General features: G+C 73.5%; 21 protein-coding genes and 1 other RNA gene. 11 read left to right on the forward strand and 11 right to left on the reverse strand.

The features are described from left to right. Positions 1–209: 209 nt before the first annotated feature. Positions 210–1,010 carry a peroxide stress protein YaaA gene (yaaA, locus tag ACWCP2_RS36370; RefSeq protein ID WP_450912812.1) on the reverse strand — a complete coding sequence of 267 codons (801 nt, stop codon included), beginning with the start codon at positions 1,008–1,010 and terminating at the stop codon, positions 210–212. A gap of 105 nt (positions 1,011–1,115) precedes the next feature. On the opposite strand from yaaA, the gene ACWCP2_RS36375 reads away from it, so the two are divergent. Continuing rightward, entirely contained in the window at positions 1,116–2,558 is a 1,443-nt protein-coding gene (locus ACWCP2_RS36375) for an RNB domain-containing ribonuclease (RefSeq protein ID WP_450912813.1), read from the forward strand. A gap of 66 nt (positions 2,559–2,624) precedes the next feature. On the opposite strand, the gene ACWCP2_RS36380 is transcribed toward ACWCP2_RS36375, so the two are convergent. Then, a complete protein-coding gene (locus tag ACWCP2_RS36380) occupies positions 2,625–4,106 on the reverse strand; it encodes a TerD family protein (RefSeq protein ID WP_450912814.1) in 1,482 nt (493 codons plus the stop codon). A 153-nt stretch (positions 4,107–4,259) separates the two neighbouring features. Between ACWCP2_RS36380 and ACWCP2_RS36385 the strand changes: the two genes are divergently transcribed. From ACWCP2_RS36385 to ACWCP2_RS36405, 5 genes are all read left to right on the forward strand, one after another. Beyond that, entirely contained in the window at positions 4,260–5,165 is a 906-nt protein-coding gene (locus tag ACWCP2_RS36385; RefSeq protein ID WP_450912815.1) for a helix-turn-helix domain-containing protein, read from the forward strand. A 641-nt stretch (positions 5,166–5,806) separates the two neighbouring features. Next, positions 5,807–6,319 carry an XRE family transcriptional regulator gene (locus ACWCP2_RS36390; protein ID WP_274552794.1) on the forward strand — a complete coding sequence of 171 codons (513 nt, stop codon included), beginning with the start codon at positions 5,807–5,809 and terminating at the stop codon, positions 6,317–6,319. Positions 6,320–6,461: 142 nt separating this feature from the next. Continuing rightward, the gene (locus ACWCP2_RS36395; RefSeq protein ID WP_450912816.1) at positions 6,462–7,163 is read left to right on the forward strand and encodes a hypothetical protein; all 702 of its coding nucleotides are present in this window, start codon (positions 6,462–6,464) and stop codon (positions 7,161–7,163) included. Between the two features lies 1 nt (position 7,164). Further along, positions 7,165–8,337 carry an MAB_1171c family putative transporter gene (locus ACWCP2_RS36400; RefSeq protein ID WP_450912817.1) on the forward strand — a complete coding sequence of 391 codons (1,173 nt, stop codon included), beginning with the start codon at positions 7,165–7,167 and terminating at the stop codon, positions 8,335–8,337. Further along, a complete protein-coding gene (locus ACWCP2_RS36405; protein WP_450912818.1) occupies positions 8,334–8,930 on the forward strand; it encodes a hypothetical protein in 597 nt (198 codons plus the stop codon). The genes ACWCP2_RS36400 and ACWCP2_RS36405 overlap by 4 nt, the downstream gene beginning before the upstream one ends. A gap of 116 nt (positions 8,931–9,046) precedes the next feature. On the opposite strand, the gene ACWCP2_RS36410 is transcribed toward ACWCP2_RS36405, so the two are convergent. Both ACWCP2_RS36410 and ACWCP2_RS36415 read right to left on the reverse strand, forming a co-directional pair. Then, positions 9,047–9,883, reverse strand: a complete 837-nt coding sequence (locus ACWCP2_RS36410) for a hypothetical protein (protein ID WP_450912819.1) — start codon at positions 9,881–9,883, stop codon at positions 9,047–9,049. Continuing rightward, positions 9,880–10,668, reverse strand: coding sequence for a MerR family transcriptional regulator (locus tag ACWCP2_RS36415; protein ID WP_450912820.1), 789 nt, complete (start codon positions 10,666–10,668; stop codon positions 9,880–9,882). The genes ACWCP2_RS36410 and ACWCP2_RS36415 overlap by 4 nt, the downstream gene beginning before the upstream one ends. Before the next feature lie 76 nt (positions 10,669–10,744). Between ACWCP2_RS36415 and rnpB the strand changes: the two genes are divergently transcribed. Continuing rightward, positions 10,745–11,154, forward strand: an RNA gene (gene rnpB, locus ACWCP2_RS36420) — RNase P RNA component class A. Between the two features lie 83 nt (positions 11,155–11,237). Here the strand turns inward: rnpB and ACWCP2_RS36425 are convergent. Further along, positions 11,238–11,795, reverse strand: a complete 558-nt coding sequence (locus ACWCP2_RS36425; RefSeq protein ID WP_450912821.1) for an excalibur calcium-binding domain-containing protein — start codon at positions 11,793–11,795, stop codon at positions 11,238–11,240. A 321-nt stretch (positions 11,796–12,116) separates the two neighbouring features. Between ACWCP2_RS36425 and ACWCP2_RS36430 the strand changes: the two genes are divergently transcribed. Further along, positions 12,117–13,028: a tyrosine-protein phosphatase gene (locus tag ACWCP2_RS36430; protein WP_450912822.1), complete on the forward strand. Its 912-nt coding sequence runs from the start codon at positions 12,117–12,119 to the stop codon at positions 13,026–13,028. A 116-nt stretch (positions 13,029–13,144) separates the two neighbouring features. On the opposite strand, the gene ACWCP2_RS36435 is transcribed toward ACWCP2_RS36430, so the two are convergent. Genes ACWCP2_RS36435 through ACWCP2_RS36445 form a run of 3 tightly spaced genes read right to left on the reverse strand, consistent with a single transcriptional unit; the run spans position 13,145 to position 16,226 of the window. After that, positions 13,145–14,617 (reverse strand): bifunctional RNase H/acid phosphatase, encoded by a 1,473-nt coding sequence (locus tag ACWCP2_RS36435; RefSeq protein ID WP_450912823.1) that lies wholly within the window; start codon positions 14,615–14,617, stop codon positions 13,145–13,147. Continuing rightward, complete coding sequence (locus ACWCP2_RS36440; RefSeq protein ID WP_450912830.1) at positions 14,617–15,360, reverse strand: zinc ribbon domain-containing protein; 744 nt, start codon at positions 15,358–15,360, stop codon at positions 14,617–14,619. Before ACWCP2_RS36440 ends, ACWCP2_RS36435 begins: the two co-directional genes overlap by 1 nt. After that, positions 15,357–16,226: a Nif3-like dinuclear metal center hexameric protein gene (locus ACWCP2_RS36445; RefSeq protein ID WP_450912824.1), complete on the reverse strand. Its 870-nt coding sequence runs from the start codon at positions 16,224–16,226 to the stop codon at positions 15,357–15,359. Before ACWCP2_RS36445 ends, ACWCP2_RS36440 begins: the two co-directional genes overlap by 4 nt. A gap of 355 nt (positions 16,227–16,581) precedes the next feature. Between ACWCP2_RS36445 and ACWCP2_RS36450 the strand changes: the two genes are divergently transcribed. Together ACWCP2_RS36450 and ACWCP2_RS36455 are read left to right on the forward strand one after the other, a co-directional pair. Further along, positions 16,582–17,739 carry a hypothetical protein gene (locus ACWCP2_RS36450; RefSeq protein ID WP_450912825.1) on the forward strand — a complete coding sequence of 386 codons (1,158 nt, stop codon included), beginning with the start codon at positions 16,582–16,584 and terminating at the stop codon, positions 17,737–17,739. 122 nt (positions 17,740–17,861) lie between these two features. Continuing rightward, complete coding sequence (locus tag ACWCP2_RS36455; protein WP_450912826.1) at positions 17,862–17,993, forward strand: hypothetical protein; 132 nt, start codon at positions 17,862–17,864, stop codon at positions 17,991–17,993. Between the two features lie 64 nt (positions 17,994–18,057). On the opposite strand, the gene ACWCP2_RS36460 is transcribed toward ACWCP2_RS36455, so the two are convergent. The 3 genes from ACWCP2_RS36460 to ACWCP2_RS36470 all read right to left on the reverse strand — a co-directional run bounded on the left by ACWCP2_RS36460 (position 18,058) and on the right by ACWCP2_RS36470 (position 21,041). Then, positions 18,058–19,002 carry a 3-oxoacyl-ACP reductase gene (locus ACWCP2_RS36460; protein WP_450912827.1) on the reverse strand — a complete coding sequence of 315 codons (945 nt, stop codon included), beginning with the start codon at positions 19,000–19,002 and terminating at the stop codon, positions 18,058–18,060. Positions 19,003–19,026: 24 nt separating this feature from the next. Continuing rightward, positions 19,027–20,103: a Zn-dependent alcohol dehydrogenase gene (locus ACWCP2_RS36465; protein WP_450912828.1), complete on the reverse strand. Its 1,077-nt coding sequence runs from the start codon at positions 20,101–20,103 to the stop codon at positions 19,027–19,029. 65 nt (positions 20,104–20,168) lie between these two features. Next, positions 20,169–21,041, reverse strand: a complete 873-nt coding sequence (locus tag ACWCP2_RS36470) for a MaoC/PaaZ C-terminal domain-containing protein (protein ID WP_450912829.1) — start codon at positions 21,039–21,041, stop codon at positions 20,169–20,171. A 296-nt stretch (positions 21,042–21,337) separates the two neighbouring features. Here ACWCP2_RS36470 and ACWCP2_RS36475 point away from each other — a divergent pair, with 296 nt between their 5' ends. After that, positions 21,338–21,715: a DNA-binding response regulator gene (locus tag ACWCP2_RS36475; RefSeq protein ID WP_450912831.1), complete on the forward strand. Its 378-nt coding sequence runs from the start codon at positions 21,338–21,340 to the stop codon at positions 21,713–21,715. Positions 21,716–21,758: the final 43 nt, after the last annotated feature.

The following is a 21,758-nucleotide window of genomic DNA, read 5'->3' on the forward strand; positions in this document are numbered from 1 at the left end:
TGAAAAGACCCGGGGCCAGGGGCTGCGTGCGGGCCGGGGACGGGGGCGGGGTGGGGTGTTGGCCGGGACGTAGAGCGTGATTTGTGGCGCAAAGGGAAGCCACAACTGTCGAACGTTCGAACCAGGGCGCCTAAATCATGCAGTCCAGGCCGACACCCCACCCCGCCCCCGGCACCGGCCCCCACCCGCAGCCAGCCCAGCGCACCCAGTCAGTGGATCTGCGTCACGACCACGTCGAGGGACCAGGCCTTGCCCGGCTTGGCCGGGGCTTCCGCCTCCACCGTGAAGCCCAGGTCGCGCAGGGCCGTCACCAATTCCGCCGGAGACGCGGGGGCCGCGCCCGCCGACAGGAGGTCGCGGACCAGCCGGCCCTTGGTGGCCTTGTTGAAGTGGCTCACCACCGACCGCTTCTCCACCCCGTCCACCATCTGCGCGTGCAGGACCCGCACCGTCGCCGTACGCCCCGCCACCTCCCCCTTCGGCTTCCACGCGGAGGCGTACGCCGAGGACCGCAGGTCCAGGACCAGCCCCTCCCCCGCGGCCTCCGGCATCACCGAGGCCATCGGCTCGCGCCAGAACGCGCCCAGCGCCCCCAGCCCCGGCAGCTTCACGCCCATCGAGCAGCGGTAGGAGGGGATCCGGTCCGCGACCCCGACCGCGCCCCACAGACCCGAGAACACCAGCAGGGATTCCGCGGCCAGCGACGCCGCCGCCGGCGTCAGGGTCGACAGGCCCAGCGCGTCGTACAGCACGCCCGTGTAGATCTCCCCGGCCGGCCGCGCGACCGCCGTGCGCAGCTCCGCGTTCTTGGCGACCTCACCGCGCAGCCCCTCGCTGAGCCCCAGCACCTCGCGGGCCTTCAGCTCGTCGCCCACGCACAGCTCGACCAGTTCCTCCAGCACCGCGGCGCGGGCCGCGGCCAGCCCCGGCAGCGAGAGCGTCTCCGGCTTCAGCGGTGCGCCGGAGCCGCCGGCGGCCTTTCCTTCGGACGGCGGCAGCAGCACGAGCACGATGGTTCTCCTTCGACGGGCACGGCACAGCGGCGGGGGTGCGGCCCCCGACCAGGGTAGACGGCTCGCCGTGCCCCCCGGCCCCACCGCCCATAGGCTCGACCCATGCCACGCCGTCACATGATCATGACCGGCGCAGACGGAGCTGCTCTGCGGGCCGCGCTGCGTGAACTGCGGACGAAGCTGGAGGTGCCGGAGGAGTTCCCGGCGCCCGTGCTCGCCGAGGCCGAGCGGGCCGTGCACAGCCCTCGTCCGCCGGACCTCGACGCCACCGACATCCCCTTCTTCACGATCGATCCCCCGGCCTCGCGCGATCTGGACCAGGCCATGCACCTGGCGAAGCGCGCCTCCGGCGGCTACCGCGTGCACTACGCGATCGCCGACGTCGCCGCGTACGTCACCCCCGGCGGCGCCCTCGACGCCGAGGCGCACCGCCGGGTCACCACCCTCTACTTCCCCGACGAGCGGATCCCCCTGCACCCGGCCGTGCTCTCGGAGGGCGCCGCGAGCCTGCTTCCCGACCAGACCTGCCCGGCCCTGCTGTGGCGGCTCGACCTGGACGCCGAGGGGCGGGTGGAGAGCACCGATGTCCGCCGCGCGCTCGTGCGCAGCCGGGCCAAACTCGACTACGACGGCGTCCAGAAGGCCATCGACGCGGGCACCGCCGAGGAGCCGGTCGCCCTGCTGAAGGACATCGGGCGGCTGCGCGAGGCGCTGGAGGCGGAGCGCGGGGGGATCTCGCTGGACGTGCCCGAGCAGGAGATCGTCGAGCACGAGGGCGCGTACAGCCTGGTCTACCGGGCTCCGCTCCCCGCCGACGGCTGGAACGCGCAGATCTCCCTGATGACCGGCATGGCCGCGGCCGAGCTGATGCTCGCCGCCGGAACGGGGATCCTGCGGACCCTGCCGACGGCCCCCGACGGAGCCGTCGGGCGGCTGCGCCGGGAGGCGAAGGCCCTGGGGATCGACTGGCCGCACCACGTCCCGTACGCGCAGCTCGTGCGCGGGCTCGATCCGCACCGGCCCGCCCACGCCGCCTTCCTCCAGGAGTGCACGGCCCTGCTGCGCGGCGCCGGCTATACGGTCTTCACCGGCGGCCAGACCCCGGACCCCGTGCTGCACGCCGCGGTCGCGGCTCCGTACGCCCACTGCACCGCGCCGCTGCGCCGGCTCGTCGACCGGTACACGGGCGAGCTGTGCGTGGCCGCCGTGGCGGGAACCGAACCCCCCGGGTGGGTACGGGAGGCGCTCGACGCCCTGCCGAAGGAAATGGCGGACGGGACCCGGCTGGCGAACTCGGCGGAGCGGGAGTCCGTGGACCTGGTGGAGGCGGCGCTGCTCAAGGACCGCGTCGGCGAGGTCTTCGAGGCGACGGTCATCGACGTCAAGGACCATGACCCACTGGTCGGCACGGTCCACCTGGAGGAGCCGGCGGTGATCGGCCGCGTGGAGTCCCCGTCGGCGGAGCTGCCGCTGGGCGAGCGGATCAGGGTCCGCCTGACGGAGGCGGACCCCGGCCGGGCGAAGGTGCTCTTCGCGCCGGCGTAGGGGCCGTCCCTTCCGGGGCCCGGAGCTGCGCGCTGCCGGAGCTGCGCGCTGCGGGCCGGGCCCCGGTCAGCGGTTGCGGATCCAGAAGCCGATGGCGCTCAGCTCGGTGGGTTCCACGGACCAGGCGCCGGGTGCGTCGATCACCAGGAGCCGCGGGCTCATGGGCACCTCGACGGTGCCGCGGCCGCGGTCCGCGCGCTCGAAGACCTGCACCGGGTTGCCGTTGCTCCGGACGGCGTGGACCGTCATGTGGCCCCGCTCGTCCCCCCTGCCGAGGTGCCTGACCTTGATGTGGTCGACGTAGTTGGAGTAGGCCAGGACGTCCGGCCCGCGTCCCTCGATCCGCCCGTCGAGCTCGTGGAGGACCGTCACCGGCCGCAGGGTGACCGTCCACCGGCACGCCGTGTCCACTTCCAGCCGGAGCGCGGCCTTGCCCCCGTGGCGGAAGACGGCCCGGCCGCGCAGGTTGCCGAGCAGGCTGGACATGAGCCTCTTGCCCTTGTCGGAGCCGCGGTCCAGGAGGGTGACGTGCACGTACCCTTCGCCCTCCTTCACCAGGTCGACCACGACGAACCCGCGCGGGAGCGGGGTGTCGACCTCTATGACCTCGCTCCCGCGGCCGGCGTACCGGAGTGGCGGGAATTCCTTCCCGAACTCGGAGGGGAGCGCGTTGCACCGCCCCGACGGCACGGCGACCGGCACGGCCGGGGACGGGGCAGACGGGGCTGCCGGGGCGGGCGCGGTGGGGGCCTGCACGGCCGGGGCCGCCGGTACGGGGCCGGACGTCTTCGCCACGGCTTCGGACCGCGGCGGCCCGAGCCGCTGCGCGGGCTCCGCCGGCGGGAGCCGGAAGGGCGGCGGCGCGGGCGCGGCGGCAAGGGCCGGCGCCCCGGGCTCCGGCAGCGGCGGCGCGGGCGGGAGCCGGTCCGGGAACGGCGACGGCGCGGGCTCCACACCCGCGCCCTCGCCCGGGCCCGCACCCCCGTCCCCACCCTCGTCTTCGTCCCCGGCCTCCTCGGGCACCGTGAAGCCGAAGTCGGCGGCCAGGCCCGGCAGGCCGGACGCGTAGCCCTGCCCCACCGCGCGGAACTTCCATCCCCCGTCCCTGCGGTAGAACTCCCCGAGCAGGATCGCGGTCTCCGTCGTCGCACCCTCCACGGCGTACAGCGCGAGCTGCTCCCCGGTGGCCGCGGCGACCGCCCGCATGTACAGGTCCGCGACCTCCCCGAAGGTCCCGCCGTCGCAGGACGCCGCGACCACGATCCGTTCCACGGACGGCTCGACGCGGGCCGGGTCGATCTCCAGCCAGTCCGCGGTGACCCCGCCGTCCCCGCGGGCGTCGCCCAGCAGCCGTACGGCGCTCGCCGCGTGCACGGGCTGGTTGTAGAACACCAGGTCGCCCCGCCCCCTGACCTTGCCGTCCGCGTCGACGAGCAGCGCGGCCGCGTCGACAGCCGGCGAGCCGGGCCCGCCCTCGCGGCGTACGACGGCGACGCGCATCGGCTCACCGCCGAGCGGAAGGTTTCCCCCCTTGATGATCTCTGTCATGCACGCATCCTGACATCACGGCCCGTCTCGCCGGGAGGGCCGGCGGGCGGGATCCGCTGCCGGTCCGCTCTGGCCATCGCCACCCGTGACCTGCCATCATCGGCCGACCGCGCGGTATCACCGGCCGCGCAACAGCGGGGGGAGGGCCCTGCCATGGGCTCGATCGACACCTTCGACGTACGCGCGATGCCCGCCACCGCCACGGGCAGCCGGTCGGCGCGCCGCCGCCCGCCGGCCCCCGCACTGCGGCCTTTCATTCTCAACTACACGGGTTTCCATACCGAGTTCACCACCCCGAGGCGCCGCCTGGAGCTGCCCACCGGCTGCGTGACGCTGGTGTTCAGCTTCTCCGAGGGCCTGTGGGTCTCCCGTACGGAGACCCTTGCCGCGGCCCAACTGCGGCCCGTGGCACGGGCCATGATCAGCGGCCCGCGCACGGTACCGGCCGTCGGATTGCACGCGGGGGTGGTGCACGGGCTGGAGGTGAACATGACCCCGCAGGGCTGCTACCGCCTGTTCGGCGTCCCGATGTGGCACTTCGAGGACGCCCACGTGGATCTGGTGGAGGTACTCGGACGGCAGGGCCACCTCCTCACCGAACGGCTTCAGGCGCTGCCCTCGTGGACGGAGCGGTTCGCCCTGCTGGACGCCCTCTTCTGCGCCCGCCTCGACGCCGGTCCCGCCGGCGCGCCCGAGGTCGCCGGAGCCCTCGCCGGGCTCTGGGGCGGCACCCGTTCCCTGACCCGGGTGAGCGCGGCGACGGGATGGAGCGCCCGTACCGTGCGGGCGCGGTTCCGCGAACAGGTGGGCCTGTCCCCCAAGTCGATGGCCCGGGTGTTCCGGCTGCAGCACGCCCTGCGGATGCTCGCGGCGGGAACGGCGGCCGCGCAGGTCGCGGCGGCGTGCGGCTACCACGACCAGGCGCACCTGAGCCGCGAGGTGAAGGCGATGACGGGGCTGCCCCCGTCCCGGTTCGTCCTGCTGCGGGGCGGGCTGGCGCCGGGTTCGGTCCTGGACCGGATGCGGGGCCGGGTCAGCAGCGTGGTGCTGGCCGGCTAGGGCGGCCGGATCAGGACCGGAAGCCGCACCGGGACCCGAGCCGGGACACGCACCAGGACCCGAACCGGAAGCCGCACCGGAACCCGGATCAGGGCCGGATCGCGACCCGGGGCGCGCCTCGGATCGCGCCCCGGATCACCGCCGGACCGGGCGGCCCGGCCGCGGCTCCCCCGTGGGAAGTCCGCCGGACACCGCCGACGGGCGTCGGCTCCCGTCGGCGGGCGGTTCGCCCGCCCCGGGCTGAGGACCCCCGTACCTCAGCCCATGAGCGAGCGCTCCGACCTCCTGGTCCCGCACTGGAGCCCGACGCCGTGACGGCGCCCCGGCTCCTCTCCGTCGCGTCTGCGCCCACCGGCTCCGCCACTCAGTCGGCTAGACGCTGCGCGTCGAGCAGGTGAGTCCGGAGCCATCTAGTGCGCTAGACGGCTGGACGAAGATACGCCGTCGGGCACACGCCCTGTCAAGGCTCTGCGGGGCACCCCGGGGGCATTATGGCGTGGGTCACATTCCCACGGCTCCGCTAGCTGGGTAGACGGAGTTCGTTGCACTGTGTGGCGAGGCCATCTAGGCAGGTAGATAATGCTGGTGATGATTTAGTACTGGACTACACGATCCAGCAGCAGACGGGAGCAGTGACGGTGATGGGTGAGGAGACCCCCACCGGCCGGCGGGACACCATGGGTGACCGCCTCGGCTTCTTGATCGAGACGATCCACCCGGCGGGCCGCGGCCCGTACACGTACCAAGAGATCGCCGAAGGCACCAAGAAGCTGTCCGGCCCCTCCGTCTCGCACGGCACGGTCCAGACCATCCGCCTGAACAACAACCCGAACCCGGGCATCGACTCGATCCGCGCGATCGCCAACTTCTTCGGCGTCACCGTCGGATACCTGGCCGACGGCGAGAACGCCCAGGCGATCGAGCAGCGGATCGAGGAGCGGATCGCGCGGCTGCGCGAGGAGATGGGCAAGGCCGCGGCGGCCGACGAGTTCGCCCAGGTCCTGGAGGACGAACAGGTCAAGGCCGCGGCCTTCCGGCTGAGCGGGCTCTCCGCCGGGTCCATGCGCTCCGTCACCGGCCTGATCAAGCAGCTCCGCAAGGCCGAAGGACTTCCGGATGTGAAGCCCCGCCGCCGCCGCGGCAAGGACTCCTGAGACGCGAATCAGCCACGCGCTTCACCCCGGCAGCCGTATTCCGGCCACCGATCCCTCCTCACTTAGCCACTGCTGCGCTTCCGGTTACTCTCAAGCTCGATCGGGTGTGCGGACGGTGCGACGAGGGGCGGGGAGGGCGACCATGCGCTGGTGGAAGCGCGCCGACGCGGAGTGCGCCGCCGTCGCGGACCGGCTCGTCATCCCCCGCCCGTTCGACCTGGAAGCCTTCTGCGAGGGGATAGCCGCGCAGCGCGGCCGCCCCTTGATCCTGCTGCCCCTCGACGGACCCCCCGACCCGGCCCTGCCCTGCGGGATCTGGCTCGGACTGGACGTCGCCGACCTCGTGTTCTACGACGCCGTCGCCGCCGAGATCCTCAAGGTGCAGATCGTGCTCCACGAGATCTCGCACATGCTGCTCGGCCATGTCGCTCCCGAACTCGACCTCCCCGAACAGGCGTCGGACCAGGAGATCGCCCGGGCCTCCGAGCACTTCCAGCGCCTGCTGACCCGTACCCACACGGCCGTCTCCGGGATCGACCGGCCCGAACTGCCCGTGGCCTCGATCATCCGCGCCGAGGCGGCCCGGATCAGGAGCGTGGCGCGCACGACCGAGTCGATCGACGAGGAACTCGGCCTCGACATCGACCGCCTGGCCCACCTCATGGGGCGGAGCAAGTTCGCCAGCCCGCAGGAGCGGCAGGCGGAGACCCTGGCCACGCTCATCCACGAGCGGGCCGGCCGCTACCACACGACGCAGTCGACCTCCAGTGACAGTGAGGCCGAGGACCGTCTCGTACGCCTCCATGACGCCCTCGGGCACCCCGTTCGAAACACCTGGTCGTGAAGTGAAACATCTCGAAATCGCCATCCTGGCCATGCTCTGGACGGTGACGGTCTGGCGGGCCCCCTCGGCCGTCCGCTCGGTCAAACAGCGGGCCCTGTGGGCGGCGTTCGCCGCCCTGACCGTGTCCATGACGCTGCGCCTCCCCGGCGTGATGCGCACCCTGGACGAGTGGGCCGGGGTCAACAACCTCTCCACCCTCTTCAAGCACTGGCTGGGCATGCTCGCGGCCGGCGCGGTCGTCGACTTCGTCGTCGCCATCGCCCGCCCGGAGACCGGACGCCGGCTGCGGGTGCGCCACTACGCCGCCCTGACCGCGATGACGGCCATGGCGGTGCTCTTCGCCTTCTTCGTCCCGCGCCCCAACGAAATGACCGACTTCTTCGAGGAGACCGCGGGCAACGGCTGGGCCACGGCCTACTACCTCCTCTTCATCGTCTACCTCGGCATCGCCATGGCCACCGCCACCTGGCTCTTCTGGGGCAGCGCCCGGCACGCCAGCGCCCTGTGGCTGCGGACCGGCGTCCGCCTCATGGGCATCGGGACCGCCGTCGGCGTGCTGTACACCCTGCTGCGCGCCGGGTACATCGCGACCCGCCTCACGGGCCTCACCGACGACACCAGCGACATCGCGGTCGACAACGTCACCGACGCGCTGAAGTACCTGGCGATCGGCTTCATCCTCATCGGGAGCAGCATCCCCGCCTTCGGCGTGGCCTGGCGCACCGTCCAGGACGGCCGCCACCACCGCCGGCTCCAGCCGCTCTGGCAGGATCTGACCGCGGTCACCCCCGACATCGTCCTGAAGGCCGGCCTCCTGCGCAGTCCGCGCCTGCGGCTGTACCGCCGGGTGATCGAGATCCGCGACGCCGCCCTGACCCTGGACGCCTACGCCGCCCCGGAGATCCGCGAGCGCGCGCACCGCGCGGCCCTGGAGGCGGGCTTCGACCCGGCGACGAGCCCGGCGGCCGAAGCCCTGCGGATGCGGGCGGCCCGCGAGGCCAAGGCCCGCGGGATCGTGCCGCTCCACGGCGCCCAGGAGCCGTCCGCGACCGTCGGGATCGACGACCTCGACTTCACCACCGAAGTACTGCGACTCATCCAGCTCGCCCGGATCTACCACTCCGCCGTGGCCGACGAGTTCCTCACCGCGACCAGCCAGGAGGCCACGGCGTGACCGCCACGCTCACCCAGCCCACCGAGTCCCGATCCGCCCGCCTGATCACCGACGGGCTCGATCCCAAGACCTGGATCATCCTCGACACCCTCCTGATCGGCTGGCACACCGCCGGCCTCGCCGGGATCGGCTGGGGACTCCTGGGCTGCCTGTTCGCCGCCATCATCCCGCTGGCCTTCATCAAGTACGGCATCCGGCGCGGCCGCTGGGCCGACCGGCACGTCGGCCAGCGCCGTCAGCGCATCGTCGTCATGGTGTTCATCATCGGCTCGGTCACCACCGGCATCCTGCTGATGGCGCTCCTCGGCTCCCCCCGCACGATGATCGCGCTGATCGCGGCCATGCTGACCACCCTCGCGGCCCTGCTCGCCGTGACCCCCGCCTGGAAGATCAGCGTGCACGCGGCCGTCTCGTCCGGGAGCGTCGCCATGCTCGCCCTGACCTACGGGCCCTGGCTGCTGCTCGCCTACCCGCTGGTCGCGCTCGTCGGCTGGTCGCGGGTCGAGCTGAAGGACCACACCCTGGCCCAGGTCCTCGCGGGCACCGCGGTGGGCGCGGCCGTGGCGGCCACGACCTTCGCGCTGATCCGCTAGGGGGCCCCGCGCGGGCCCCCGGCCGGCCCTCAATCGGCGGCGTCGCCGATTTCGACAAGACAGGCGCGCACCGGGTTGTCACGCTCGACGGACACCGTCGGCACGGCGGCAGCCCGTCACGGGGGTGCGGGCTGCCGCAGTGCGTCGACCAGCGCGCGGGGTTCGTCCGCGTGGAAGCGGATGACGCGGGCTTCGGCGCGGGCGCCGAGCGGGCGGCGGAAGGCGAGCGGGCGGGCCAGTTCCACGGTGACCGTGGTCTGGCTGCCGACGATCAGGTCGAGCACCCCGTCGCCGGAGAGGGTGACGAGCCGGCCCTCGGGGTAGCGGCGGTCCACCCGGACCGAGGCCACCGCGTCCGGCGGGACGGTCAGGTCGAAGAGGGCTCCGTAGCGGATGCGCAGGGTCCCGTCGGGGCGCACCACGTGTGGCCGGGTGACGCAGGCGGCGTGCAGCGCGAGCATCAGCAGCACCCCGTACACGTCGAGGACGAGCACCACGCGGTGCACGGCCGGCCAGGGGATCAGGAGGGCCAGCGCCACCGTCTCGATCAGCGACACGAACACCAGCCCGTACATCATGGCCGTCTGCGGTCCGGTGTACGGGGCCGCGTGGTCGGCGGGCCGCACCCCGTGCGGGGGCCGTCGCAGCGCCCAGCGGGCCAGCGAGGCGGCCGCGCGCAGCTCGTGGAGCACGAGGCGGCGTACGGGCACGGGGACCACGGCGCGTACGGCCTCGCGGCGGGCCGTGCGCGGGTCGGCGCCGCGGGCGCGGGAGGCGGCGTACAGGGAGTACAGGACGCCGGCCTCCAGGAGGAGGACCCCCAGCACCAGCGCTTCGGCGACGGCGAGGGCCCAGCCGGGCGGGCGCACCCCGGCGGCCGCGCACACCACCAGCGCCAGTTCCATGGGGAGGACGGCGGCCACCCCGGTCCGTGCGGCGCGTATCGCGCTCATTCCCGGCCCCTCTTCCTCGACTGGTGCGACTGGTGCGACTGCGCGGCCCACGTGTCCGTGAAGGCGTCCATCACCCGGCGGACGACCTCCGCCTGCGCCGGGGCGTACTCGGCGAGCAGCGCCTCCAGGAACCCGGGAAGCTCCTGCGGCCCGCCGGCCCCCTCCTCCGTCATCGCCGCGAACGCCTCGGCGGGCACCGCGGCGACCAGTTCCGCGGCGAGCGGCCCAATCCGGGGATCGTCCGCGGCCGCGTCGGCGAGCTCGTCGAGCCGCTCGTACAGCGCGAGTACGGCCGGGTCGGCGGCGACCGTGCCGAGCACGGCGTACATCTCCTCGCCCACGGCGCCCGAGGCGTCCAGCAGTCCCAGGTGCTCGCGGTCCAGGGCGGCGGACGGCGAGGCCGTCTCGGGCGCCCTGGCGAGCAGCTCCGCGAGCGCGGGCGAGACCGGCTCGGCCTCCCCGGGCGGGGCGGCGAGCAGGACGGCGAGGCGGCGTCTGCGCTCGGCCAGTTCGGCCTGCTGGCGGGCGAGGTCGGCGTCGAGCTCGGCCAGTACCTCGGCGAGCTCGCGCCCCGCGTCGTCCGCGAGCACGTCGCGCACCTCGTCGAGGCTGAGCCCGAGCTCGGTCAGCCGGCGCACCCGGGCCAGCCGGACGGCGTCGCGCACGCTGTAGGCGCGGTAGCCGTTGGGGCGCCGGTCCGGCTCGGGGAGCAGGCCGACGTGGTGGTAGTGCCGGATCGCCCGGGTGGTGACCCCGACGAGCGCGGCGATCTCTCCGATCCGCATGGGCCCAGTAGAAACCTTGCCGCTGCGTCAAGGTCAAGCACCCGCGGGGTGCAGGTAGCATGGTCGGCACGACAGACGAGTCGGCCGGGCGGCCGCGTCGGGGTCCCCGGATCCCGCCGAGGAACGTCCGGGCTCCACAGGGCAGGGTGGTGGCTAACGGCCACCCGGGGTGACCCGCGGGACAGTGCCACAGAAAACAGACCGCCTGGGGCTTCGGCCCCCGGTAAGGGTGAAACGGTGGTGTAAGAGACCACCAGCGCCTGAGGCGACTCAGGCGGCTAGGTAAACCCCACCCGGAGCAAGGTCAAGAGGGGTCGGCCGTTTTCGGACGGCAGGCCCTGCGCGAACGTTCGAGGGCTGCTCGCCCGAGTTCGCGGGTAGACCGCACGAGGCCGGCGGCAACGCCGGTCCTAGATGGATGGCCGTCTCCCCGGCGACCGCGAGGTCACCGGGTGACAGAACCCGGCGTACAGGCCGGCTCGTCTGCCGTCGCCGAACAGCCCCCGCTCACCCGTTCGTTCGGGGCGGGGGCTTCGTCGTGCCCGTCGCAGCCGTCGTACCCGGCCGGTTCACTCGCAGGCGACTCCGTCGCCGTCGCGGTCGAGGTGGCGGCCGTAGCCGGGGTCTCCGCGGTGGACGGGGGCGGCTCCGGCGGCGCGGGCCGCGGTGCAGTTCTTGTAGTAGACGCTTCCGCCACCGCCGGTGCTGCTGCCCCCGCTCGACGTGGAACCACCCGTGGAGGAGGACGAGCCGCCGGAGCCGCTGTCGTCGTCCGCGGCGGGGGGCTCGGGTGCCTGCGGCGTCGGCGTGGGCGTCGGCGTGGGCGTGGGGGTGGGCGCGGCGGAAGGCGTGGGGGTCGGCGTGGGGGTCGGCGTGGGGGTCGGGCTGACGGTCACGGTGGCCGTGGCGGTGGCCGTGACGGTGACGGTGGGGGCCGGCCGGGGCTTGGCGTCGTCCTGGGGCTTCCTGTCGTCCGAGCCGGCCGCCACGAGGATCACGAACCATATGCAGGCCAGCGCGACGGTCACGATCTTGGCCGCCTTGCCCCACCGCGCCATGAAGGCCAGCGCCGCACCGAGCGGGGGCAGGCACAGAGTGGCGGCGATGACGGCGACGACGGCCAGCACGGGGTTCCAGGCGCGTCTCTCCGGGGCCGGAGGGTAGGGGTGGGGCGGCTGAGCAGGGGGCGGATACACGGTTCTCCTGTCACTGACGAGGTTGATCGGCGGTCAAGGTACATCGGATGGCAAAGCGTGCCGCCGGTTCGCCGAATGCCGAGATGGGCAGGGCAAACCTTGAACGGCGATCAATCCGGACAGGCCCCCACAGAATAGGGAACGCCCCTCTCCGGGAAGGGAGTTACCGGAATCTTGGCACATCCTGCCAAGTCTTCAATCTTTGCCATTTACGCGCTATGGTCCCGCCCTCGCCCAGGAAAGGAACCTCGCGTGAGATCCATCCGCCGCGCGTTCAGCGCGTCCGCCGTAGCTCTGGCCCTCGCCGCTCCGCTGGCTCCCGTGGCCGCGCACGCCGCGCCCCCGGTTCACGTACGAGCCGTCCAGAGCGCCGGCTCCAGCCGGGTCCTCTCCGTCCCGGGTCTCGTCAACGCCCGCGATGTCGGCGGGTACGCGACCTATGACGGCAAGAGCACCCGCTGGGGTGTCGTGTACCGCTCCGAGACCCTCTCCAAGCTCCCGGCCGACGGCGTCACCGCGCTCGGACGGCTCGGACTCGGCAGCGTCGTCGACCTCCGTACGGCCCCCGAGATCCAGGCCGACGGCCCGGACAGGCTTCCGGCCGGGGTCGTCCCCCTCGCCCAGCCGGTCGACGACACCAGCCTCTTCGCGTTCATCGGGCAGGTCGTCCGCAGCAAGGACCCCGCCTACCAGCAGGCCCAGCTCGGCAACGGCGCCGCCGAGGCGCGCATGGTCGCGCTCTACCGCGGCTTCGTCACCAACCCCGCCAACCGCGCCGCCCTCGGCAGCGCCATCCGCACCGTGGCCAACTCCACCAAGCCCGTGCTGTTCCACTGTTCGTCGGGCAAGGACCGCACCGGCGTGCTCGCGGACACGATCCTGCGGTCGGCCGGCGTACCGGCAACCACCTCCGAGCAGGACTACCTGCTCTCCAACCAGCTCAGGGCCGCCACCGACAAGGCCCTGCGCGACCAGGTCAAGGCCGCGGGGTACATGCAGAACCCGGACCTGCTCGTCCCGCTCCAGGAGGTCCGCTCCGCCTACCTCGCCGCGTTCCGGGACCAGGCCGTCGCCGACTACGGCAGCTTCGGCGCCTTCCTGACCAACGGCCTCGGCCTCGACGCCGGCACCCTGATCAAGCTGCGCTCGCGCGTCGTCGCCTGATCCGGAGAGCACGGAAGCCCCCGCCCGGGTCGTGCCCGGGCGGGGGCCTCGTGCGCTACGGGCGCCGCGGAGCGGTGTACGAACGCCACTGGCCCATGCCGCCGGGGGGGGGTGGCTCAGCGCAGGTGGGACGTGTCGTTCAGGAGGCGGACCGAGGCGTTGCCGTCGGCGTAGTAGGCGACCGCCGACAGGGAGGCCGCCGACAGCTCCATGCGGAACAGCGCCTCCGGCGGGGCGCCGAGCGCGAGGCGCACCAGGATCTTGACCGGCGTCACGTGCGAGACCAGCAGGACCGTGCGGCCCGCGTGCTCGGCGAGCAGCCGGTCCCGGGTCGCCGAGATCCGGCGGGTGGCCGAGGCGAAGCTCTCCCCGCCGCCCGTGGGGGCGGCCTTCGGGGAGTCCAGCCACGCCTGGAGGTCCTCCGGGTGGCGCTCGCGGGCCTCCGCGAAGGTCAGCCCCTCCCACGCGCCGAAGTCGACCTCGCGCAGGCCCTCTTCGACGGTGACGGTGAGCCCGAGCCGGTCGGCGACGGCCTGCGCGGTCTCCCGGCAGCGGCGCAGCGGGGAGCTGATCACCGTCTCGATGGTGCCGCGCGCGGCCAGCGCCTCCGCGACGGCGGCGGCCTGACGGCGGCCCGCCTCGGAGAGCTCCGGGTCGCTGCCCCCGCTTCCGGAGAACCGCTTCTGCGGGGTCAGCGCGGTCTCTCCGTGCCGCAGCAGCACGAAGGTGGCGGGGGGCCCCATGTCGGGCCCCCAGCCCTGCGTCGCGGGGGCGGGGGCGGGGGCGTCCGCGGGCGCGGCGCCGGTGGACGCGATGCCGGGCGCACCGGTGGCGGCGGCCGGGCCATCACCCGGAACCACGCCGCCGGCGGACATCACCGCCGCTGCCGTACCCGACCCGGAAGCCGGGCCCGCCCCGCCGGCCGGAGCCGCGAGGTCACCCAGGTCGCCCAGGTCCGCCAGGTCGCCGAGCAGGGTGTCCCCGCCGGGTTGTGCGGAGCCGGTGCGGGCCGGCGCAGGGGTGGCCGCGCGGGGCCTCGTACCGCCGCCGGAGGCCAGGGCGGCGCGGACGGCCGCGGCGCCCTTCGCCGCGTCGCCCGGCGGGCCCTGCGGGGCCGCCAGGGCGCGGGCCGCCGAGGTGTCCAGGGCGGCGGAGGAGCGCGAAGGCTCCCACTGCTGCCCGCGCTTGCCCGCGTCCATCGCCTCGTTCGCGAGCCGGTCCGCGTGCTTGTTCCGCTCGCGCGGGATCCACTCGTACGTCACCTGCGCGCGCGGCAGGATCTTCGCCGCCTCCGCCGCGAGCGGCTTCATGTCCGGGTGCTTGATCTTCCAGCGGCCCGACATCTGCTCGACGACCAGTTTGGAGTCCATGCGGACCAGGACCACCGCGTCCGGGTCCAGCTCGCGGGCGGCCTTCAGCCCGGCGATGAGGCCCTTGTACTCGGCCACGTTGTTCGTCGCGACGCCGATGTACTCCGCGCGCTCGGCCAGCGTCTCGCCCGTCACCGGGTCGAGGACGACGGAGCCGTACCCGGCGGGCCCCGGGTTGCCCCGGGAGCCGCCGTCGGCTTCCACAACGAACTTCGGCATCAGATGCCCGAGTCGGCCATGCGGACCAGGATGCGGCCGCAGCTCTCGTGCCGGACGACCTGGTCGCGGGCGGCGGCCTTGATCTCGTTGACCTCGGCGAGGTCGAGCTCCAGGCGGCAGCCCTCGCAGCGGCGCTGCGACAGGCGGGCGGCGCCGACGCCGCCCTGCTTCACGCGGATCTTCTCGTACAGGGCGATCAGCGCGGCCGGCATCGTGGTGACGATGACCTCGCGGTCCTTGGCGATGCCCGCGATCTCGGCGTCGATCTCGCCGGTGGCGGCGTCGCGGCGCGCGGTGGCGTCGACGAGCTTGGTCTCCAGCGAGGCGACCCGGTCGGTGAGCTCGGTGACGCGCTCCTGCGCACCCTCCAGGCGCTCCATGACCTCGAGGACCACGTCCTCCAGGTCACCCTGGCGCTTGGCGAGGGAGACGACCTCGCTCTGCAGGTTGGCCAGGTCGCGGGCCGAGATGCCGGCGCCCGAGTCGAGGCGGGCCTGGTCGCGGGCGGCGCGCTGGCGCACCTGGTCCACGTCCTGCTCGGCCTTGGTCTGCTCGCGGGCGGCGTCGGTGGCCTGCGTCTGGGCGGCCACGAGGAAGTCGCGCTGCTGGGCGAGGTCGCTGGTCAGCGAGTCGACCTCGGCGTGCTCGGGGAGCATCTTGCGCTTGTGGGTCAGCTGAGACAGCCGGACGTCCAGGGCCTGGACGTCGAGAAGTCGGATCTGGTCGGCGGGCTCGGCGTTCAGTTGGGGGCTCCAGGGTGAGAGGGGGACGTCAAGGGGGATGTCACGGACGGCGCGTGCGCCGTCCACGGGTCGGTGGCCGTGCGCGAGACGTGGGTCCGCAGACCCCAGCCGTTGCGCTCGGAGATGGCGTCGAGCTGGGCCGCGGCCTGCTCGCACCAGGGCCATTCGGTGGCCCAGTGGGCGGCGTCGACGAGGGCGAGCGGGCTCTGCTCGCGGGCCTCGGACACCGGGTGGTGACGCAGGTCGGCGGTGACGTACGCGTCGACACCGGCGGCCCGGACCTGCGCGAAGAGGCTGTCGCCGGAGCCGCCGCTGACGGCGACGGTACGGATCATCGCGTCGGGGTCACCGGCCACGCGGATGCCCTGCGCGGTCGGCTGGAGCCAGGCGGCGACCCGCGCGGTGAACTCGCGCAGCGTCTCGGGCCGGTCCAGTTCGCAGAGCCGGCCCAGGCCCCGGCGCCCCTTGGGGTCGCTCGGGTCGGGCACGAGCGGACCGGTGACCCGCAGGTCGAGGGCGCCGGCGAGGGCGTCCGAGACGCCCGGGTCGGCGGTGTCGGCGTTGGTGTGGGCGACGTGCAGCGCGATGTCGTTCTTGATCAGCGTGTGCACGACGCGGCCCTTGAAGGTGCCGGCCTCGACGGTGGTGGTGCCCCGCAGGTAGAGGGGGTGGTGGGTGACGAGCAGGTCGGCACCCAGCTTCACCGCTTCGTCGACGATCTCCTGGACGGGGTCGACGGCGAACAGGACCCGGGTGACCTCGGCGTCGGGGTCGCCGCAGACGGTGCCGACGGCGTCCCACGACTCGGCCCGCGAGGGGGGCCACAGGGCGTCCAGCGCGGCGATGACTTCAGAGAGACGGGGCACAGGCCAAGGCTACCGTCCGTGGCGACCGGCCAGACGCTCGGAGCCCGCCCGATCACGGGCGGGAGCACGCGACCGGGCCCCTGCGTGATCAGGAACGTGCGCAGGTCGTCGAGGACCTGCTCGGCGGCGGTCACGCCGGGGCCCGGATACCGGCTCTCTCGTCCGGGACGTCCAAAAAGCGGGTGAGGTGCACCTAACCCGCAGCCTCGCCCCAAACACCCCGATATCGCACAGCACAATCGCCTCCTCCTTCACAGGCGAATCGCCGCCCCGCCACCCGTATGTGTGAAGCGGGGATTGTCGCGTTGTCCGGAGGGAAGCGCGATCACTACCTTCCTCGGCGGAGGTAACCGCGATGACTGTCTGTTCCATCGAGAAGACCAGCGCGACCCCGTTCACCCTCGCCGCCGACGGGTCCTACGCCGCCCGGCTCGCCGGGGACGGCGAAGCCCGCTACCCGGAGCGGTGGACGCTGACCGGCCCCGAGCCGTACGCGGTGCCCCTGCCCCTCGCCCAGCCCGAGGAGGCCGACAGCGAGGTGCTGCCACTGACCGACGGGCGGGTCCTGATCCGCCGCCGGGTCGCGGAGCGGCACGCCTTCGCGCTGCTGTACCCGACGGGCGGGGGCGCCGCGGGCGCCGGACCCCGGACCGGGGAGCTGCAGCTCGGCGCGATCGCACCCGAGCCGCAGGACGCGGACCCGGGGACCGGCGAGGGCGTACGGATCACCCTGCTGCCCCCGTCCCCCGACGGGCACGGGGCCTTCGCCCTGGCCGTGGGGCCCACCTCGACCACGGTCTGGCAGGTGGCCGGGGTCCCCTTCGGCCCGGAGCGGGTCGCCCGGATCCCGGGCCGCTGCTCGGGCGGGGTATGGCTGGACCGGACGGGCCGGCTGCTGGCGCTGGACCGCGAACTGGACGGCCCGGCCGGGCCGGTGACCAAGGCGGTGGCGGTGGACCTGCGGCGCGGCGGGGAGATCTCGCCGCTGCTCCAGATCGCGGAGGACAGCAACGACCGGCTGCTGCTGGCCGACGCCGACAGCGGGCTGCTGCTGATCCGCTCGGACGCGCCGGGCGAACCCCGGCTCGGCTGGGGGGTGCTGGGCAGCGCCCGGCCGGTGCGGTTCCCCGAGTGCCTGCGGGCCGTCGGGGCCACGGCGACGCCGTTCGCGGTGCAGCCCGGGCAGGTGCTGATGCCGGAGAGCTGCGGGGTGGCGCTGCGGGTGGACGAGGCCGGCGACGGCTACGGCGGCTCCGTGGCCGGGCTGGCCCTGTGGCGCCCCGCCGACCGGCACGTCTTCCGGCTCGGCGCCCCGGCCGGCTGGCTCGGCGGCACGGGCCGCTGGACCGGAGAGGGCCGCCTGCACCTCCCGTACAGCACCCCCGAAGTCCCCTGCGGCCTCCTGGGCGTGACCCTCCCCCTCTCCCCGCCCCCACCGATCCGCCTGGCCCCCATCCCCCTCCCCCCGGCCCCCACCCGCCCGGTCCCCTTGCAGCAGGCCCCACTGGGGTGAGGCCCGCCGGCGTCCCGGCCGGACGGCCGGGTCTCGGCGGCCGGCGCGGACGAGCTGGCCCGGGCCTTCGGCGGGGCGCCGTTCTCGGTGGACGCGACGGTGGTCGTGATGCGGGGGCCGCCGTGGACCGGTGTCTGTTCATCGACGACCGGCTGGAGAACATCGAGGCGGCCGAGGCGCTCGGGATGACCGGCGTGCACTACCGGGAGCCCGCCGATCTGCACGGACCGCTGGCCTTCGCGCTCGCGCGGTGACCGGTGTGCGGGCACGCCTGCGGGGCGGCGGGTCCGGGGACCTGCCGCCCCGCAGGGGCCGGTGTCAGCCGTCGTGCTTGAGGCCCAGGACTTCCGTCGCCGCGAAGGTTTCGTTCGGGGGGCGGGAGTCGTAGTGCGGGGTGAGGACCCCGTCGAGTTCCTCGTAGGAGAAGGACTCCTTCGTGGTGTCGAACTTCGCCGCCACCTTCGGGCGTTCCATGACGACCACGATGCCGCCGTGGACGACGAAGAGCTGGCCGTTGGCCTTCGCCGAGGCCGGGGAGGCCAGGTAGCCGACGAGCGGGGAGACGTGCTCGGGGGCGAGGGCGTCGAGCTTGCCCTCCTCCGGGACCTGGAAGCCCGCGAAGACGTCCTCCGTCATACGGGTACGGGCGCGCGGGCAGATGGCGTTGGCCGTGACCCCGTACTTGGCGAGGGCCAGGGCGGTGGACGTGGTCAGGCCCACGATCCCGCCCTTGGCCGCCGCGTAGTTGGGCTGGCCGGCCGAGCCGCCGAGGAAGGCCTCGGAGGAGGTGTTGATGATCCGGCCGTAGACCGGTCCGCCCGCGGCCTTGGAGCGTTCGCGCCAGTGCACGGAGGCGAAGTGGGTCGTGTTGAAGTGGCCCTTGAGGTGGACCCGGATGACCGAGTCCCACTCCGGCTCCGACATCGAGAAGACCATCCGGTCGCGCAGGATGCCCGCGTTGTTGACCAGGATGTCGAGCTTGCCGAAGCTGTTCACCGCCAGCTCGACCAGCTCGCGCGCCTGCTCGAAGTCGGCCACGTCGCCCAGGTGCGCCACCGCCTGTCCGCCCGCGGCGCGGATCTCCGCCGCGACCTCCTCCGCCGGAGCGGCCGAGGCCTCGCCGGAGCCGTCGCGGCCGGGCTGCCCGAAGTCGTTGACGACCACGCTCGCGCCGAGCCGGGCGAGTTCGATCGCCTCGGACCGGCCGAGGCCGCGGCCCGCCCCGGTGACGATGGCGACGAGTCCCTCAAGTGGCAGTGACATCCGTACGGTTCCTCTCGAAACGGGTCAGAGTTCGATGCAGGTGCGCAGGGCCACGCCCGTACGCATCTGGTCGAGCGCGTCGTTGATCTCGGCGAGCTGCACGCGGTGCGTGATCAGGCCCGCCAGGTCCACCCGGCCGGACCGCCACAGCGCGATGGTGCGCTCGTAGGAGCGGAGCACGTCGCCGCCGCCGTACATCGACGGCAGGATCTTCTTCTCGTCGAAGAAGAGGGAGAACATGTTGATCGAGTAGTTGTCGTCGAGCGCTCCGGCGCCGACCACGACGACGGAGCCGCCGCGGCGGGTCATGTCGTAGGCGGTCTTGGTGGTCGCGGACTTGCCGACGACCTCGAAGACGTAGTCGAAGCCCTCGCCCGCGGTGATCCGGTTCTTGGCGTCGGCGAACTCCTCCGGGGAGACCGCCTCCGTGGCGCCGAAGCGCAGCGCGGCCTCGCGCCGGGAGGCGACCGGGTCGACGGCGACGATCTGGGCGGCGCCCTGCACCTTGGCGCCCTGGATGACGGAGATGCCGACGCCGCCGCAGCCGATGACGGCGACCGAGGAACCGGCCTCCACCTTCGCGGTGTTGATGGCGGCGCCGAGTCCGGTGGTGACTCCGCAGCCGATCAGGGCGGCGATGTCGAAGGGCACGTCGTCGGGGATCGGTACGGCGCAGGCCGCCGGGACGACCATCTCCTCGGCGAAGGTGCCGGTGCCCGCGAAGCCGAAGATGCCGGCGTCGCCGCGCTGGAAGTTGGGGGTGGCCACGTTGCCGAAGGCCTCCAGGCACAGGTGGCCCTGGCCGCGCTTGCAGGAGGGACAGTGCCCGCAGGGCGGGAGCCAGCAGACCAGGACCCGGTCACCGATCTTGTGGCTGGTGACCCCGTCACCGACGTCGGTGATCACGCCGGAGCCCTCGTGGCCCGGGATGAAGGGGGCGGGCTGCGGGAGGACGCCGCTCATCGCGGAGAGGTCGGAGTGGCACAGGCCGGTGGCCTTGATGCGGATCTTGACCTTGCCGGGGCCGAAGCCCACGGCCTGCATGTCCTCGACGACTTCGAGCTTGTCCTGGCCTATCTCGCTCTGCAGTGCTGCGCGCACGGTGCGGCTCCTTCTGTGTGCCTGACGGTCTGCCTGACGGTGTGCCTGACGGTGTCTCTGACGGTTCAGGAGTGTTCGACGACGGTGTCGACGAGGACCGGGGCGTCGTCCCGGTCGACGGCGCTCACCGTGACGAGGACGCGGCCGGGCTCCTGCCACATCCGGATCCGCAGGGTCTCGCCGGGGAAGACGATCCCGGCGAAGCGGGTGCGGTAGGCGCGGACGCGGGACACGTCCCCGTCCAGGACCGTGTCGACGACGGCCTTCAGGGTCATCCCGTACGAGCACAGGCCGTGCAGGATCGGCTGGTCGAAGCCGGCCATCTTGGCGAACTCCGGGTCCGCGTGGAGCGGGTTCCAGTCGCCGGAGAGGCGGTAGAGCAGCGCCTGCTCCTCGCGGATCTTGCGCTCCTCCACCCGGTCGGGCTCCCGCTCGGGCTGCTCGGCCTGGACGGAGGGGCCGCGGTCGCCGCCGAAGCCGCCCTCACCGCGTACGAAGATCGACGCGTCGGAGGTCCACAGCGGCCCGTCGGCGTCCGCGACCTCGGTGCGCAGCACGATCACGGCGGCCTTGACCTTGTCGTAGACGGCCGCGACCGTGGCGGTGGAGGCGGCCTCCCCCTTGACCGGGATGGGCCGGTGCAGCTCGATGGACTGGCTGCCGTGCAGCACGTTGGCGAGGTTGACCTCGATGCCCGGGGCGGCGAGGCCGCCCATCATGGCCATCCCGGCGCCGGCGACCGTCGCGAAGCTGGGGAGCACGTGGAGCTTGGACTCCAGGGTGTAGCGCAGCTCGTCGGGGTCGGTGGCGGCCCCGGGGTTGTTCGGGGAGGTCCCCGCGCCGAGTCCGAGGTGGTAGAGCTGGATGTCCTTGTGGTCCCAGGCGATGTTCCCCTTGCGGGGTTCGGCGGCGAGGGCCTTGGCGGCATCGATCGGCATGGGCGTGCTGCTCCCTGTGTTGGAAACACCGTCTTCGAGGCACCTGCTGTGGGGCACCGGCCGTGGCGGCCCGGCGCCTTGGAAGACCTCGGCGCGGCCGTCCGCACCGTCGGCCGCACCGAGGTCGTATGCGGGACCCGGCACTCTAGAACGCGTTCTAGGTTGCCCGGTGAAGGAATGTATAACGCACGCCCCAGCACTTGGGAAGACTCCTGACGATCTGTCAGCCAGACTTCCCGCGCGGCGCGTTGCGCCGGTACGGGACACTTCGCCCCTACCCTGGCCGGGTGGACGAGATGCCCGTTGCCCAGCGCCCTGCCCGATCCCTGCGGGTGCTCCTGGACCCGCCCAACCCGGCCCTGGCGGTCCACCTCGGACTCCAGCCGGACATCGAAGTCGTGGCCTCGCCGCTGGGCCGCCCGGCGGTGGCCCTGACGGAGTCGGCGGACCGCGTCCCCGCGCTCCTGGCGGAGGATCCCGAATGCCGGATCCTGGTCCTGACCGGCTCCGCGCACCCCGGCCTGGCGCAGGCCGTCCTCGCCGCCGGCGCGGCCGGCCTGGTCCTGCGGGACGGCCCGGTCGAGGACCTCGCGGACGCCGTCCGCCGCGCCTCCCGGGGGGAGTCGGTGATCGACCCGGCGCTGGAGACCCCGCAGGCGCCGCAGGCCTCGTAGGCCCGGCCGGACGACGACGTCCGCCCGCCCCGCGGATCCCTAC

The organism is Streptomyces sp. NPDC002104, from assembly GCF_053593795.1.